This is a genomic window from Microbacterium maritypicum MF109, assembly GCF_000455825.1.
In the GTDB taxonomy this organism is placed as follows: domain Bacteria; phylum Actinomycetota; class Actinomycetes; order Actinomycetales; family Microbacteriaceae; genus Microbacterium; species Microbacterium maritypicum_A.
This window is the reverse complement of sequence record NZ_ATAO01000181.1, coordinates 90,083-105,820: the sequence shown is the minus strand read 5'-3', so window position 1 is coordinate 105,820 and position 15,738 is coordinate 90,083. Positions and strand designations below refer to the sequence as shown.

General features: G+C 69.5%; 15 protein-coding genes. 9 read left to right on the top strand and 6 right to left on the bottom strand.

Annotated elements, in window-relative coordinates; genetic code table 11:
- Positions 1 to 18: 18 nt before the first annotated feature.
- Together L687_RS31250 and L687_RS31245 are read right to left on the bottom strand one after the other, a co-directional pair.
- Positions 19 to 1,179, bottom strand: coding sequence for a mandelate racemase/muconate lactonizing enzyme family protein (locus tag L687_RS31250; RefSeq protein ID WP_021199742.1), 1,161 nt, complete (start codon positions 1,177 to 1,179; stop codon positions 19 to 21).
- Between the two features lie 96 nt (positions 1,180 to 1,275).
- The gene (locus tag L687_RS31245; protein ID WP_021199741.1) at positions 1,276 to 2,079 is read right to left on the bottom strand and encodes an IclR family transcriptional regulator; all 804 of its coding nucleotides are present in this window, start codon (positions 2,077 to 2,079) and stop codon (positions 1,276 to 1,278) included.
- 227 nt (positions 2,080 to 2,306) lie between these two features.
- On the opposite strand from L687_RS31245, the gene L687_RS31240 reads away from it, so the two are divergent.
- From L687_RS31240 to L687_RS31230, 3 genes are read left to right on the top strand one after another with little or no spacing between them, the layout of a single operon-like run.
- Positions 2,307 to 3,245, top strand: coding sequence for a carbohydrate ABC transporter permease (locus L687_RS31240; RefSeq protein WP_021199740.1), 939 nt, complete (start codon positions 2,307 to 2,309; stop codon positions 3,243 to 3,245).
- Complete coding sequence (locus L687_RS31235; RefSeq protein ID WP_021199739.1) at positions 3,245 to 4,102, top strand: carbohydrate ABC transporter permease; 858 nt, start codon at positions 3,245 to 3,247, stop codon at positions 4,100 to 4,102. The genes L687_RS31240 and L687_RS31235 overlap by 1 nt, the downstream gene beginning before the upstream one ends.
- A 49-nt stretch (positions 4,103 to 4,151) precedes the next feature.
- The gene (locus tag L687_RS31230) at positions 4,152 to 5,465 is read left to right on the top strand and encodes an extracellular solute-binding protein (RefSeq protein ID WP_021199738.1); all 1,314 of its coding nucleotides are present in this window, start codon (positions 4,152 to 4,154) and stop codon (positions 5,463 to 5,465) included.
- Between the two features lie 66 nt (positions 5,466 to 5,531).
- On the opposite strand, the gene L687_RS31225 is transcribed toward L687_RS31230, so the two are convergent.
- Complete coding sequence (locus L687_RS31225) at positions 5,532 to 6,251, bottom strand: SDR family NAD(P)-dependent oxidoreductase (protein WP_021199737.1); 720 nt, start codon at positions 6,249 to 6,251, stop codon at positions 5,532 to 5,534.
- Complete coding sequence (locus L687_RS31220; RefSeq protein ID WP_021199736.1) at positions 6,248 to 7,165, bottom strand: dihydrodipicolinate synthase family protein; 918 nt, start codon at positions 7,163 to 7,165, stop codon at positions 6,248 to 6,250. Before L687_RS31220 ends, L687_RS31225 begins: the two co-directional genes overlap by 4 nt.
- A gap of 112 nt (positions 7,166 to 7,277) precedes the next feature.
- Here L687_RS31220 and L687_RS31215 point away from each other — a divergent pair, with 112 nt between their 5' ends.
- The 4 genes from L687_RS31215 (at position 7,278) to L687_RS31200 (ending at position 11,227) form a co-directional block, all read left to right on the top strand.
- Positions 7,278 to 8,195, top strand: coding sequence for an SMP-30/gluconolactonase/LRE family protein (locus L687_RS31215; RefSeq protein ID WP_021199735.1), 918 nt, complete (start codon positions 7,278 to 7,280; stop codon positions 8,193 to 8,195).
- Entirely contained in the window at positions 8,192 to 8,836 is a 645-nt protein-coding gene (locus L687_RS31210) for a bifunctional 4-hydroxy-2-oxoglutarate aldolase/2-dehydro-3-deoxy-phosphogluconate aldolase (protein ID WP_235045225.1), read from the top strand. The genes L687_RS31215 and L687_RS31210 overlap by 4 nt, the downstream gene beginning before the upstream one ends.
- A gap of 103 nt (positions 8,837 to 8,939) precedes the next feature.
- Positions 8,940 to 10,412 carry an ABC transporter permease gene (locus L687_RS31205; protein ID WP_021199733.1) on the top strand — a complete coding sequence of 491 codons (1,473 nt, stop codon included), beginning with the start codon at positions 8,940 to 8,942 and terminating at the stop codon, positions 10,410 to 10,412.
- An 89-nt stretch (positions 10,413 to 10,501) separates the two neighbouring features.
- On the top strand, positions 10,502 to 11,227 hold the full coding sequence (locus tag L687_RS31200; RefSeq protein ID WP_200861065.1) for an ABC transporter ATP-binding protein: 726 nt from the start codon (positions 10,502 to 10,504) through the stop codon (positions 11,225 to 11,227).
- 74 nt (positions 11,228 to 11,301) lie between these two features.
- On the opposite strand, the gene gndA is transcribed toward L687_RS31200, so the two are convergent.
- Together gndA and L687_RS31190 are read right to left on the bottom strand one after the other, a co-directional pair.
- Positions 11,302 to 12,756: an NADP-dependent phosphogluconate dehydrogenase gene (gndA, locus tag L687_RS31195; protein WP_021199731.1), complete on the bottom strand. Its 1,455-nt coding sequence runs from the start codon at positions 12,754 to 12,756 to the stop codon at positions 11,302 to 11,304.
- 56 nt (positions 12,757 to 12,812) lie between these two features.
- A complete protein-coding gene (locus tag L687_RS31190) occupies positions 12,813 to 13,703 on the bottom strand; it encodes an NAD(P)-dependent oxidoreductase (RefSeq protein ID WP_021199730.1) in 891 nt (296 codons plus the stop codon).
- A 99-nt stretch (positions 13,704 to 13,802) separates the two neighbouring features.
- On the opposite strand from L687_RS31190, the gene L687_RS31185 reads away from it, so the two are divergent.
- Together L687_RS31185 and L687_RS31180 are read left to right on the top strand one after the other, a co-directional pair.
- Complete coding sequence (locus tag L687_RS31185; protein WP_021199729.1) at positions 13,803 to 14,861, top strand: D-2-hydroxyacid dehydrogenase; 1,059 nt, start codon at positions 13,803 to 13,805, stop codon at positions 14,859 to 14,861.
- A gap of 54 nt (positions 14,862 to 14,915) precedes the next feature.
- Positions 14,916 to 15,704 (top strand): IclR family transcriptional regulator, encoded by a 789-nt coding sequence (locus L687_RS31180; protein ID WP_021199728.1) that lies wholly within the window; start codon positions 14,916 to 14,918, stop codon positions 15,702 to 15,704.
- Positions 15,705 to 15,738: the final 34 nt, after the last annotated feature.

Genomic DNA, 15,738 nt, shown 5'->3' with positions numbered 1-15,738 from the left:
GGTGGGTGCGGAGGGGCGTCAGTGCCGCACGTACTCCTTGATCGCGTCCTCGTCGACGGTCACGCCGAGGCCGGGACCGGTCGGGACCAGGAACCCGCCGTCGGCACGCACCTCGAGCGGTGTCGTGAGCAGGCGGTTGGCGACCGGGAGCGTGAACGGCTGGTACTCGAACGCGAGGAGCGAGGCGGCGCTCGCCGCGACGTGCACACCGGCGGCCATCGCGATGCCGAAGGCCGCGGAGTGGTGAGGCGCGACCTGCACGTGGAACGCATCGGCGACAGCCGCGATCGCGAGGCCCTCGGTGATGCCCGTGCGGCCGATGTCGGGCTGCGTGAGGCCGACAGCGCGGCGGGTGAGCCAGTCGGTGAACTCGAAGCGGCTGCGCATCGCCTCGCCGACCGCGATCGGCGTGGCGAGCGCGGTCGCGAGGTCGCGGTGCCCCTCCACGTCTTCGGGAGCCAACGGTGCTTCGAAGAACCACGCCCTCCGGTCGTCGAGCTCCCGACCGAGGGCCCGCGCCTCGCCGAGCCGGTAGGTCCAGTGCGCGTCGAGCGCGACGTCGAGGTCGGGGTGCACACCCCGGACCGCGTCGTAGGTGGCGAGGTCGGTGCGGATGTCGACGCCGAGGTGCAGCTTGATGCGGCGCACGCCGCCCTCGACGAGCTCGGCCGCCTTCTCCGCCCGCTCGACGTCGTCGACACCGCGGATCCCGGAGACATAAGTCGGCAGCACTTCGTGGAAGCGTCCCCCGGCGAGCTCGGAGACCGAGAGGCCGGTCGCATGGCCCCAGAGATCCCACAGGGCGATGTCGACGGCTGCCATGGCGTCGGCCTGGTGGCCGGTGAGGTGCCCGCGCTCGCGCATCGACTCGGTCATGCGGTGCCAGAGCGTGCGCACCGAGCGTGGGTCCTCACCGAGGATGAGGGGGGTGAGCAGGTTGTCGACGATCGCCGCGGCGACGACGGGAGCGACCGGTGCCAGCGCCTCGCCCCAACCCACGAGACCCTCGTCGGTCTCGATCTTCACCAGCAGGGTCTCGTAGCCGGGGGAGTAGAGGCTCCGCCACGGCGGGCGGATCACGTAGCCGCGGTGGTCGACTGCGGTGTCGCCGGCGTAGGAGTTGTTCGCCTCCTCCTTCGACAGGTAGAGGGGGAAGGTCTGGACGCGCGTGATTCTCACAGGGGTCTCCAAAGACATCGAGGGGCGAGCGGCCGGCGGCTGGTGCCGCGGTCAGGGATCAGGATCGGATCAGGGGGCCGCGTCGCGGCGGAGGAGTCAGAGCGCGGCGAAGGCCGACGCGGTGCGGGACGGGCTGTAGCCGAGAGCCACGGAGATCTCGTCGGCGGCTTCGATCAGCTGCAGCGCGAGTTCCTGGTGCGGGGCGTGCAGGTCGAGCACCGAGAGGGGACCGCTCGCGGAGAGCCCGGCGACGATCTCACCCGCGCGGTTGCGGATGGGGGCGGCGATGCACGCGCGTCCGAAGGCGAGCTCCTCGATCTCGGTCGCATAGCCCCGGCTGCGGGTCTCGTCGAGGGCGAGCTGCATGGCTGCACGGTCGACGATCGTATGAGGGGTGAAGCGCTGAGGCGTCTGGGCGAAGTACTCGTCCACCTGCTCATCGGTCATGCCGGAGAGCAGGGCCTTGCCGAGGCCGGTGGCGTGCAGAGGGCCGGTGCGTCCGGCCATCGCGAAGGACTTGGGCGCGAGCGCGCCTTCGAAGTTGCAGAGGTAGGTGAAGGTGAAGCCGCTGAGCTCGGCGACGTTCACGCCGATCTCGATCTTGCGGGCGAGATTCTGGGCGATCTGCCGCGACGCGCGGAAGATCGGGGAGCCGTTGAGGGCGATCGTGCCGAGCGCCACGGCTGCCGGTCCCAGGCGGTAGAGGCCGGTGCGGGCGTCCTGCACCACGAACTTCATGCGGTCGAGTGCCGACATCATGCGCGAGACGGTGGACTGGCCGAGCCCGGTGAGGGTGCACAGCTCGGAGACCCTCAGCTCGCCGGACTCCTCGGTGAAGCATGCGAGCAACGACATCGCCCGTTCGACGGTCTGGGTGCCGCCCACCGATTCCGATGCCATGGTCACTCCTCCTCAGTACTGCCGCCGCGGATGCGACGCTGCGGCTGGTCGCCGCTGCCAGTCATCTTATGCAGTGAAATGGCTTCGAGCAACACAAATGTGGGTGTCTTATGCATTTTGTGGATTTCGCATCCGCATTGTGGTTAACTGGCCGCACGTCGACGTTGACGACTGTGACGACGACGCGCAGGGCCCCCGGGGGTCGTCTCTACTGGAAAGTGACTGCAATGCAACAAGCCATACTCGAGCGGCCCGCGGAGAGCGAGCAGAAGGCCGTCGAGCCACGCTCCGGGCGACGCTCCACGCTGGGCGCGAAGGATCGCACCTTCGGTTTCATGATCGCACTTCCTGCGGTCCTTCTGTTCCTCGTGATCGCGATCTTCCCCCTCGTGTCGAGCATCTTCACGAGCCTGTTCGATCAATCGCTCCTGCGTCCCGAGCGCACCTTCGTGGGTCTGGACAACTATGCGGCCGTGTGGGAGGAGTTCTTCGCCCGGCTCGGCACGACCCTCGTGTTCGCGTCGCTCTCCACGGTCTTCCCCCTCGTGCTCGGTGTGGCCCTCGCCCTGTTGCTGAACGCCCGCATGCGCGGACGCAACATCCTGCGCGGCGCTCTCATGCTGCCCTGGCTGCTCCCCGGCGTGGTCGTCTCCTTCCTCTGGGCCTGGATCTTCAACGACAGCTACGGCGTCGTCAACCACGTGCTCTCGGTCTTCGGCCTGCCGGAGGTCAGCATGCTCGGCACCCCGACCGGCGCGATGGCCGCCGTGGTCATCGCCAAGACCTGGCACTCGTTCCCGTGGATCATGGTCGTCGCCCTCGCGGTGCTCCAGACCCTCCCGAGCGAGCAGATCGAGGCGGCCACGATCGACGGTGCGACGCGTGCGCAGCGGTTCCGCCACATCTCGCTGCCGCACATCGCCGGCCCGGTCACCCTCGTCGCGGTGCTCGAGTTCATCTACAACTTCGGCAACTTCGACACGATCTTCGTCATGACCGGCGGCGGGCCCGGCAATTCGACCACGACGCTCGCGGTCAGCCTCTACGACCTGGCCTTCGGCAGCTACGAGCTCGGCAAGGCCTCGGCCATGGGCACGCTCTGGCTCGTCCTGCTCGCGATCATCACGACCGGATACCTGTTCCTCAACCGACGGCTGGAGAAGTGATGCGCCGTAGTCGCGATGTGGGGGAGTCGATCATCCGCCCCCACCTGTCCATCCCGGGGCGCGTGCTGCTCCTGCTCCTCGCTCTGTTCGGCCTGCTGCCGGTGTACTGGCTCACGGCGACTGCCTTCACGAAGAAGGAGGACGTCTTCTCCCTGGACCGTCCGTTCTTCCCGGTCGACCCGACTTTCGAGAACTTCGTCGGCTTCTTCCAGAACGACCTGCTGCTGAAGAACCTCATGAACAGCATCATCGTCTCCACCGGAACCGCCCTGCTCGCGGTCCTGGTCGGCGGCCTGATGGCGTACTCGCTGTCGAAATTCCGCTACCGCGGCCGGAACGCCGTCATGTTCATGTTCCTCATCGGCCAGCTGATCCCCGGCGCCCTTCTGCTCATCTCGCTGTACCTGATGCTGAGCTCGGCCGGGCTGCTGTACACCTACACTGCGCTGATCATCTCGTTCACGACGTTCACACTGCCGCTCGCGGTGTTCCTGTTGAAGGGCATCATCGACGCCCTCCCCGACGACATCATCGAGGCGGCGAAGGTCGATGGCCTGTCGCGCACGGGCACGATGTTCCGCATCGTGTTCCCGCTCGTGGTCCCCGGTCTCATCACCGCGGGCATGTTCGCGTTCATGCGCGGCTGGAGCGATCTGCTCTTCGCCCTCACGCTCGCCGGCCCCGACAAGCAGACTCTGCCCGCCGGACTCACCCAGGCGTTCATCCGCGAGGGCACGGCCGACTGGCCGGCACTCATGGCGGCGTCCCTCATCACCTCCCTCCCGCTCGTCATCATCTTCATCCTCCTGCAGCGCTACTTCGTCTCCGGCCTCGCCGCCGGAGCGGTCAAGGGCTAGCGATGCACCGCAGAACAGCTCGTCCCCCTCATCCCGAAGGAGCAGTCTCATGAACATCTCGAACTCGCAGCTGAGCCGCCGAGCCTTCCTCGGAGGCGGCACGGTCCTCGCCGCGTTCGGCGCTCTCGCGCTCGCCGGCTGTGCCACTCCCGCCGCCCCCGGCACCGGTGCCGGAGCCACGGCCGCCGGGGCCACGAAGGCCAAGACCATCAACTTCTACGGCAACTCGCTCGGCGAGGAGGCCCTGAAGTCGGCATGGCAGGGCATCCTCGACGGATTCTCGAAGCAGGAGGGCGTCAAGGTCGCCCCCGTGATCTACCCGTACGATCAGGCGGCCACCCAGCTGGCGCTGACCGGACGCTCCGGCAACCTCATGGGCGTCGGACAGTCGGGCGGGTGGCAGGTGCTCACCCCCATGAACGTGCTCGCCGACCTCTCCGACCTCGCGAAGGGGCTCGGCATCCCGCAGGGTGTGCTCGACTCGTACACGATGGACGGCAAGCTGCTCGTGCTGCCCCTGACGGCCGCCGGCATCGGCATCATCACCAACGGAGAGATCGCGAAGAGCGTCGGCATCAAGTCGGGCATGACCGTGGAGCAGTTCGCCACGGCGCTCGAGAAGATCAAGAAGCAGGACTCCTCGCTGATCCCGTACGCCGCCGTCACCAAGAACCCCGACCTCAAGGACGCCGTCCCGTGGATGTGGGGCTTCGGCAGCGACGTCGTCACCGACGATCTGAAGTGCACCCTGGGCGACGCCGAGAGCGTCAAGGCCGTCACCTGGTACAAGTCCCTGCAGGACGCAGGGCTGACGCAGACGAACGTGGCGCGCAGCGATGCCCGCATCCTGTTCGCGAGCGGACGGGCGGCCCTGTACGACGACGCCCCGCTCGCATCGACCTTCGTCAAGACGAACGGTGCCGCCCAGAACATCATCGACAACATCGGCGCGATCTCGCGTCCGACCGCCGGGGGCAAGGATTCGTTCAACCGGGCCTGGGGCAGCGGTGTCTTCGCGACGGCGGGCGAGGGAGAGCTCACGAGCCGTGACTTCATCCTCTACGCCGCGACCAATGTCGAAGCGGCGACCGCGCTGTATGAGAACTCCGCGGTGGCACCTGCCGCCAAGAGCGTCGCCGACAAGATCCCGGCCCTCGCGGCAGACAAGTTCCAGGGCGCGTTCCGCACCGAGGTCTCCGAGCACGCCCGTGGCGCCGCCTGGGACCGCGTCGCGGTCACCGCGCAGATCGATGCGGCCATCGGAGCGGGGGTCGCGACGATCCTCGCCGGTCAGGTCGAGGTGCAGGCCGGCCTCAACGCGCTGAAGAAGGAAGTGCAGGGTCTGCTCGACGCGAACGCCTGAGCGGATCGCAGAGTCAGAAGGCCGCGTCCCGATGGGGACGCGGCCTTCTTCGTGGGAACGAGCGGCTCAGAGCCAGCGTTCCCGCAGCACCGGCTTCAGCCAGGCGGCGGGCGAGGAGATCGACAGACCGCCGTCGACGGCGATCGAGGTGCCGGTGACGAAGGATGCGGCGTCGGAGGCGAGGAACGCCACGACCGAAGCCACCTCCTCCGGGCGCCCGATGCGCCCGAGCGGGTAGCCCTCGCTCTCTCCGGTGTCGACGGCCGAGATGCTGCCAGGCTGCACGGCGTTGACGCGGATGCCGCGGGGGCCGTAGTCGAGAGCGAGCTGGCGGATGAGGCCGTCCACACCGGCCTTCGCGGCCGCGTAGGCCGGGAGGGCAGGAGCGGCGAGGGACGAGTTGACCGAGGTCACCGCGACGACCGACGACCCCGATGCGAGGCGGGGGAGAGCGGCTCGTGCCACGAAGAACGCCGAGTCGAGCGTGGCGCCGAGCGCGCCGCGCCAGTCTTCGTCGCTCGTCGCCTCCGCGCGGGCGATCGGCATGCGGCCGGCCGCGAGCACGACGACGTCGAGTCGGCCGAGCGCCTGCTCCGCGTCCGCGACGGCGCGGTCGGCGGCCTCCGGTCGGCTGCAGTCCGCGACGAGGTACCGCTCGAAGACGGGATCGTCGGAGTCTTCGAGCCCCACCCCGACGACGGCGTCTCCACCGTCGACGAAGGCGCGGGCGATCGCGAGACCGATGTCGGAACTGCCGCCGATCAGCAGCACGCCGCGGCGGGTCACACGCGCACCGTGGTGGGGATGGGCGGAAGGGCGAGCTCGTCGATGACCAGCTTGACCGATGCACGGCTGCCGGCATCCAGGCGCGAAGCCGGATAGCGCACCGTCGCGTGGTCGATCGCGCCGCGCGCGACGAGGACCTCCTTGTGCACCGCCCACGCGATGCCGCCCTGCAGACCGATCAGCACGAGAGGGAGCATACGACGGAACTCGGCACGGGCTTCGTCGACGCGCCCCTCCGTGAACTGCGCGAGCACCGGACCGAGGAGGTCGGGGAACTCGCAGGCCGGCATCGTGCCGACGGCGCCCCTGGCATACTCCTCCAGGCAGAATTGCGCATTCTGTCCACCGAGCACCGCGAAGTCCGGATCGTCGATCGCCGAGACGACCGCGCCCACCTTGGGCGCGGTCGGCGGGGCTTCGACCTTGACGGAGTCGACGCCCTCGAGGCGGGCGATCTCGGCGATCAGCGCAGGGGCCATCACGACGCCGGTGACGCCGGGGGCATCCTGCACCATGACCGAGAGGGAGGTGGCGTCGGCGACATCTCCGTAGAAGTCGACGAGCGTCCCGGCGGGCGGCTTCACCATGAACGGAGGAAGCACCATGAGGGCATCAGCGCCCCCTTCCTCCGCGAGGAGGGCCTGCTCGATCGAGGTCGCCGTGGACGTGCCGTTGACGCCGGCGATCACGGGCACCCGGCCCTCGACCACACGGACGACATCGTCCAGGATCGTGCGGCGCTCCTCGGTGGTGAGCGCGAAGCCCTCGCTCGCCATTCCGAAGACGGCGACGCCGTCGACTCCGGACGCGAGCTGGAACTCGACCAGTCGGCGCAGGCTCTCGCGGTCGAGGGCACCCGACTCGTCGAAAGGCGTCGCCAGGATGGGCATCAAGCCGTGGAGTGTCGGAGCCATCAGCTGTTTCCCCGCTTCATCATCGTGTATCCACATTTCTCGCAAGTGTTATGCATATTGTGAGATAGTCTGCCACATAACGGTTATGACCTACCAGAGAAGGATGACCCTGATGTCGCACCCTCAGGCCGCCCGCACCGTCGAGATCCTCTCCGACGCCCGCTACGTCCAGGCCGAATCTCCACGCTGGGATGCCCGTGACGGCAGCCTCCTCTGGATCGACATGGCGACGGGTTCGCTGCACCGCGGACGCATCGAGGGCATCACGGTCGTTCCCGAGGCCGCGGTCGTCGTCGGCGCGCAGATCGGTGCCCCGATCCCGCTCGCGCAGCCGGGCACGGGGTGGCTGGTCGGCGTCGACCGCCGCGTCGTCCACGTGAGCGACGATGGCGTCGTCTCGCCGATCACCGACGACATCGCGGGACCCGGCGACTACATGAACGATGGCGGGGGCGATCCGTCCGGGCGCTTCTGGGTGGGGAGCCAGGCCATGCCCCGCGACCCGCACTGCACACTGTGGAGCCTCGGTCCCGACGGGGAGCCCGTCGCGCGCCTCGGCGGCATCACCGTGTCGAACGGCCTCGCCTTCGACCGCACCGGTGCCACGCTCTACTACATCGACACGCTCCCGCATCGCCGCATCGAGGCGTTCGATGTGGCGCCGGACGGAGAGCTCTCGAACCGCCGCACGGTGTGCCGGGTCGAAGGAGGCAACCCCGACGGCATGACGATCGACCTCGACGGCATGCTCTGGGTCGCGGTCTGGGACGCGTCCGAGGTGCGCCGCTACTCGCCGGCCGGGGAGCTCCTGGAGACGATCGTCCTTCCGGCGAAGCGGCCGACAGCCGTGGCTCTGGTCGACCGGCTGCTGGTGATCACCACCGCGAGCATCGGACTGACCGATCCCGCCGACGCCGACGGGGCACTGCTCGGCGTGGAGGTGGAGGTCGGCGGCGCACCCGCGTTCCCATGGCGAGGCGCGGTGCCGGCGACGACGGCGGCCGGTTCGATCGAGGAGGGGGCCTCGTGAGCACCGTGGACAACGCGCAGCTGCAGGAACGCCTGCGCCGCACCCGACTCGTCGCGATCCTGCGGGGGACGGATGTCGACGCCACGGTCGGCGCGGCGCGGACGCTGCTCGCGGCGGGCGTGCTCACCCTCGAGATCGCACTCACCCTGCCTGACGCGGAGGAGGCGATCGCCCAGGTCGTGCATGATGCCCCGGCCGAGGCTCTGATCGGCGCCGGTACCGTCCTCGACGAGGCCGACGTGGAGAGGGCCCTCGCCGCCGGCGCGCAGTTCATGGTGACGCCCACGCTCAGCGCTTCTGTCGCCCATGCGGTCAGCCTGGGCATCGGCGTGCTCCCGGGCGTCTACACGCCCACCGAGATCCAGCGCGGCCACGACCTCGGCAGCGCAGCGGTGAAGCTGTTCCCCGCATCGGCGCTCGGGTCCAGTTTCATCCGCGCCGTCCGCGATCCTTTCCCGCAGGCGCGGATCATCCCCGTGGGAGGGGTGCGCGTCGACACTGTCGCCGAGTACCTCGCCGCCGGGGCGTTCGGCATCGGGGTGGGCGGGCCTCTCGTCGGCGATGCGGCGAGTCCCGGCGGCGATCTCGACGCGCTCGCCGTCCGCGCCGGGGCATTCATGCAGGCCGTGCGCGCGGGGTGACCGGCGCACTCCATAGGTTCCTCATCATCGGCCCCTCGATCTCGCATATGCGCGATTCCTAACGTCGATCTCGCCCCGCGATGGCCGCGGCGGAAGGAGAGAGATGTACGGAACGTATCTGCGGCGCGAACTCGCCGGCCGCAAGAAGCAGACGATGATCGTCGCGATCGGGCTGGCGATCGCGATCGCCCTCGTGATCGTCGTCAACGCCCTCACGGCGGGAGTGCGGGACGCGCAGGCGCAGGCCCTCGCCTCCGTCTACGGCGTCGGCACCGATCTCACCGTGACGGGCGAGCCCGCCGAACCCGGCCAAGGCGAAGGGCCGCGCTTCGACTTCGACGCGGATGCAGGTCAGAGCGACGGCGAGACCACCACGCTCGCGCAGTCCACACTGCGGACCGATTTCCTGCGCGGCACGCTCGACTCATCGGTACTCGACACCGTCACCGCCACGGACGGGGTCGCCGCGGCATCCGGGGCGCTCAGCCTCACGAACGCCACCTTCTCCGGTGAGGTGCCCAGCGGTGGATTCGCTCCGCAGGACGGCGAGCAGCCGGCCGCGCCCGAGGAGGGGCAGACCGCACCGGACGCCGGACAGGGCGGCGGAGGAGGATCCTTCGGAGTCGACTCCTTCTCCGTGCTCGGCATCGACCCCGCAGCGACCTCGGTCGGTCCGCTCGCGTCGGCCGAGGTGACGGACGGACGCGGGTTCGACGCCGATGATGCCGAGGCGCTCGTCGCCCTCGTCGACAGCACCTACGCGGGTACCGACGAGATCGCGGTGGGAGACACGATCGATGTCGCCGGCTCCGATGTGGAGGTCGTCGGCATCCTCGGTTCGACCTCGGACAGCGCGGATACCGCCGCGAACGTCTATCTGCCGCTGCGCACCGCGCAGACGCTCGCCGGAGTGGACGACGTCATCTCCACCGTCTACGTGCAGGCGGATTCGGCCGATTCGATCGAGGCCGTGCAGTCCGCGTTGGCCGACGCGCTCCCCGATGCGACCGTCACCTCGCAGTCCGAGCTCGCCGCGACCGTCTCCGGTTCGCTCTCCAGCGCGACCGCACTGATCACGAACCTCGGCACCTGGCTCTCGATCATCGTGCTCGCCGTCGCCGTGCTGCTCTCGGTGCTGCTCACCCTGTCGGGCGTCGGGCGTCGCACCAGGGAGTTCGGAACGCTCAAGGCGATCGGCTGGTCGAACGGCAGGGTCGTCCGTCAGGTCGCCGGAGAGTCCATGGTGCAGGGGCTGATCGGGGGAGCGGTCGGCCTCGTCCTGGGTATCGCCGGCATCGTGCTGATCAACGTCCTGAGGCCCACGGTCGCTGCGAGCGGTGCGAGCCAGGGCGCGGGTCCCGGTGCCATCGGCGGGGGCATGGGCGGGGGACCGACCGGAGGTGGAGGGATGCTCCAGACCGCCGCGGCGGATGTCGTGCTCCAGGCGCCGTTCACCCCCGGGGTGCTGGTCGCCGCCGTCGGTCTCGCGGTGCTCGGCGGACTCGTCGCCGGAGCGTTCGGCGGCTGGCGCGCCGCGCGTCTCAGCCCGGCGGAAGCCCTGCGGTCGGTCGCATGATCACCGCACGCGCGGGCGACGTCCGGCACGACCCGCCACCCCCGATCCGAACAACCCGGAAGCCGACGACCCACGAGCAGGAGACGCACATGACCATCGCAGACCTCGATCAGACGGCGCCCCGAGGCGGGCACGAGCAGCCGATCTACCGCGTCACGGGCGTGACCCGGACGTACACGCAGAAGGGGCGCATCGTGAAAGCGCTGACCGGTGTGGACCTCGACATCATGCCCGGCGAGTTCGTCACGATCCAGGGCCCCACCGGCGGCGGCAAGTCCACGCTCCTGCAACTGCTCGGTGCGCTCGACACGCCGACGACGGGTTCCCTCCTGCTCGACGGCCGCGAACTCGCGTCGGCCTCGGCGAAGGAACTCGGACGCCTCAGGGCGGAGGAGCTCGGATTCGTGTTCCAGGGGTTCAATCTGATCCCCACGCTCACGGCCACGGAGAACGTCGACATGGCGCTCGAGCCCCTCGATCTCGACAAGGGAGAGCGGCGCATGAGGGTCGCTGAGGCTCTCGCCCACGTCGGTCTCGACGACAGAGGCGACCATCGGCCCGCTGAGCTCTCCGGAGGTCAGCAGCAACGCGTCGCGATCGCGCGCGCCCTCGTCAAGAGGCCGCGGGTGCTCCTGGCCGACGAGCCGACGGGCAACCTCGATGAGAGCATGCGCGACGAGATCCTGACGCTTCTCGAATCGCTGTGCGCCGAGGGGATCACGATCATCGTGGTGACGCACGACTCGGCGGTGGCGCGACGCGCGACACGGCGTCTGCGCCTCACGAAGGGTGTCGTCCAGGACATCACGAGGTAGGCGGTGGGATGGCACCACCATGGTGCACGAAGGGCCGGGTACCTCGCGGTATCCGGCCCTTCGACGACGGGACGTCAGTGCGTGTCTTCCGCCTCGATCTCGGTGCGGTCGCCCGACCACAGCGTGTGGAACGTGCCCGGCTTGTCGATGCGCTTGTAGGTGTGCGCACCGAAGAAGTCGCGCTGTCCCTGCACGAGCGCGGCGGGGAGGCGGTCGGCGCGGATGCCGTCGTAGTACGACAGCGACGACGAGAACGCCGGAGCCGGGATGCCCGCCTGGGCCGCGGTCACGACGACGCGACGCCACGATGCCTGGCCACGCGTGAGCGCCTCGGCGAAGTACGGTGCGGTCATCAGCACGGGCAGGTCGGGGGTCGCCGCGTAGGCGTCGGCGATCCGGTTGAGGAACTGGGCGCGGATGATGCAACCGCCGCGCCAGATCTTCGAGATCGCGCCGAGGTCGATGTTCCAGCCGTACTCGGCCGCCCCCGCCCGGATCTCGTCGAAGCCCTGCGAGTAGGCCACGATCTTGGAGGCGTAGAGCGCCAGGCGCACATCCTCGATGAACTGCTCGGTGTCCTCGGTCGAGACCGTGAACTCCTCGTCGGGGCCGGGGAGGCCGCCGGCGACGGCGCGCTGCTCGGGGTGCGACGAGAGCGAGCGGGCGAAGGTCGCCTCGGCGATGCCGGAGACGGGGACACCGAGCGAGAGCGCGGTCTGCACGGTCCAGGCTCCGGTGCCCTTGGCGCCGGCCTGGTCGAGGATCACGTCGACGAGCGGCTTGCCGGTCTCGGCGTCGACCTGGCGGAGCACCTCTGCGGTGATCTCGATCAGGTACGACTCGAGCTCGCCCTTGTTCCACTCGGCGAAGATCTCGGCGATCTCGGCCGGCGACTTGCCCGTGCCGCGGCGGATGAGGTCGTAGGCCTCGGCGATGAGCTGCATGTCGGCGTACTCGATGCCGTTGTGCACCATCTTGACGAAGTGCCCGGCGCCGTCGTGGCCGACGTGCGTGACGCACGGCTCGCCCTCGGCGATCGCGGCGATCGACTTCAGGATCGGTCCGAGCGTGACCCACGACTCGTCAGAGCCGCCGGGCATGATAGAGGGGCCGGTGAGGGCACCCTCCTCGCCGCCGGAGATGCCGGCGCCGACGAAGTTGATGCCGGTCTCGCGGACCGCCTTCTCGCGACGGATGGTGTCGGGGAAGTACGCGTTGCCGCCGTCGACGATGATGTCGCCCGGCTCGAACACCTCGACCAGCGCGTCGATCACCGCATCGGTCGGGCCGCCGGCCTTGACCATGATGATCGCGGTGCGCGGCTTCTGGAGCGAGTCGGCGAACTCCTGGTAGGTGTGGGCTGGGACGAATCCGGCCTCGGGGTGCTCGTCGAGGAGCGTCTGGGTCTTCTCGTAGCTGCGGTTGAAGATCGCCACCGTGTTTCCCTCGCGGCTGGCGAGGTTGCGGGCGAGGTTCGATCCCATGACGGCGAGTCCGACGACTCCGATGTTCGCTGATGCTTCGGGCACAGAAGGCTCCTCGATCGTGAAGAAGGGGTGGTTTCAGCGTATCGCTGTACGGGAGGTCAGTGGCCACCTGTGTCACGAGAGGCGATGAAGCGTCGTGACACCGCGATGTCGCGGTCTCCGAGCCCGGCGGCGACCAGTTCGTCGAAGGCCGCACGCAGGGTGGGCAGCAGGACGGGCGAGGTGCCGGTGGCTTCGGCGATGTCGGCCGCGAAGCCGAGGTCCTTCACCATGTACTGCGCGATGCCGCTGGGGGAGTCGTCGCCGGTGACGAGCTTCTCGCGACGACTGTCGAGCAGGCGCGAGCCGGCGTAGCCGCCCGAGAGCAGCGACCAGAGCGCATCGAGGTCGAGTCCGGAGCGCTCGGCGAGCACGGTGGCCTCGCCGAGCGCCATGATCGTCGCCGACACCACGAGCTGGTTGCAGGCCTTGGCGACCTCGCCGGCCCCGAGTGGTCCGAGCAGCACAGGGGTTCCGCAGGGCGCGAGCACCTCGGCGGCGACGGCGGCATCGTCCGGGTCGCCGCCGAGCATGATCGAGAGGGTCCCGGCGACCGCTCCGTCTTCCCCACCCGAGACCGGGCAGTCCACGATCCTGACCCTGCCGCCCGTCTGCGCTCCGACGCGGTCAGCGAGCGCACGGACGGCGGGAGCAGACGAGGTGGACCCGATGAGGATGAGCAGGTCTCCGGCGTCGGCGAGCAGCCCGTCGGGACCGTCGAGCATGGCTTCGAACGGGGGGAGGTCGGGCAGCATCATGAGCAGGACGTCTACTCTGGAGGCGAGCTCGCGTGGTGTCGGCGCCCACGAGGCGCCGGCGGCCAGCAGTTCCGGCTGCGGGCGGCGCGCATGGATGACGAGCCCCCCGTGGGCGGCGAGCAGGCGGTCGGCCATGGGGCGGCCCATGGCGCCGAGGCCTACGACGCCGACGGTGACGGGTGAGATGCTCATGCGCACACGGTAGCAACAATCCAACAGATAGAACAGTGTCCAACAGGATGGAACTGGGCTAAGGTGAGGGATCCAGACTTCCCGAGGGAGGGGACCAGTATGACGGGGACCGAGAAGAAACTGCGCGCCGTCGTGGCGGTGCCGCTGCCGGAACGCCTGTGTCGACTGATCGAGGAACTCGAGCCTCGCCTCGAGGTGGTCCGCGATCACACGCTCGTGCCGCCGATGCGCGGACCGGCCGACTGGTCCGGCGACCCGGAGTACGTACGCACGCCGAGCGCGCAGCAGGCGTTCGATGAAATGATCGACTCCGCCGACGTGCTGTTCGGGATCCCCGACGTGGACGCGGCGGCGCTGGCCCGCACCGTGGCCGCGAACCCGCGTCTGCGCTGGGTCATGACGACTGCCGCCGGTGGCGGGGCCTCGGTCAAGGCCGCGGGTCTCGAACGGGCGCAGCTCGACCGCGTCGTGTTCACCACCAGTGCCGGTGTGCACGGGGGCCCGCTCGCGGAGTTCGCGGTGTTCGGTGTGATGGCGGGCGCGAAGAACCTCCCGCGCCTGCTCGCCGATCAGGGGACGCGTACCTGGCCGGACCGCTGGGAGATGCGTCAGCTCGACGAGATGACGGTGCTGGTCGTCGGTCTGGGCGGCATCGGCACGGAGTGCGCGCGACGCTTCCATGCGCTCGGCGCACGGGTGTGGGGGACGACGCGCTCCGGGCAGCCGGTGGCGGGAGTGGATCGCCTGGTGCCGCTGGACGAGCTGACCGACGCGGTGGCCCACGTCGACGCGATCGTCGTCACCCTTCCGGGCACGGCGCAGACGCACCATCTGATCGGCGCCGACGTGTTCGATGCGGTCAAACCCGGTGCGATCATCACCAACGTCGGCCGCGGCACCGTGATCGACGAGAGCGCTCTGCTCGGTGCGCTCGACGACGGCCGCGTGGCCTTCGCCGCGCTCGACGTCTTCGAGCAGGAGCCCCTCGACGGTGCGTCGCCGCTGTGGTCGCATCCGAACGTGCTCGTGAGCCCGCACACCGCCGCCCTCAGCTCCAAGGAGGAGGAGCGGATCGCCCGTCGCTTCGCGGAGAACGCGGCGCGCCTGCTCGATGGCGAGCCGCTGACCGCCGTGGTCGATACGGTCGAGTTCTACTGATCGGCCCACAGGTGATCGAGCGCCTGTGGCTCCCCGCTGTCGGAAGGTGCGGCCATGGATGATGACACCCGCGAAGGGCGCGACCCCGCACCTGCCGTGACCCGCAGCATCCGCCTGCTCGGCATCCTCGCCGAGTCCGGGGGTCCACGAACGCTCACCGAGCTCGCGGGGGAACTCGGGCTGGCGAAGTCGTCGACGGCGAACCTCTGCCTGGCGCTCGAGGCCGGGGGCATGATCGATCGCACCCCGCAGGGCTATCGTCTCGGGGTGCGCACGGCCGAGCTCGGTGGTGCGTTCGCTGCCCAGTTCAACCAGGTGCGGGAGTTCTACAGCGTGTGCGAGGCCTCGCCGCAGCTCGCCTCCGAGCTGGTCCAGGTCGCGATGCTCGATGGCACCGATGCGCTGTATCTCGCGCGACATGAGGGGTCGCGCTCGCTCCGGCTGGGCACCCCGCTCGGCTCGCGGCTTCCGGCGCCGCTGTCGGCCACGGGGCGCGCGCTCCTGGCGGCGATGAGTGACGCGGAAGTAGTCGAGCTCCTGGGTGAGGATGCCGTCTTCCCGCAGCTCACCGAGCGGAGCGCGACGACCATGCCGGGGCTGCTGGAGGTGCTGGCGACCGCCCGTCGACGGGGCTGGGCGCTCGATGCCGAGGAGTCCTTCCGCGGCATCGTCGGCGTCGCGGTGCCTCTGGAAGGCTGGGCGCCGACGGACCCGCCGCTCGCGCTCGGTGTTGCGATCCGTGCCGCCGAGGCCGACTACGAGCGCATCGAGCGGGTGGGTGAGGCGCTGCGGGAAGCCGCCGCCGCGCTGACGAACCCCTTCAGCTCAGCCGTTCGGCACTGACGCCCTCCTGTGCCCCATCGCGCTCGCAGGGCGC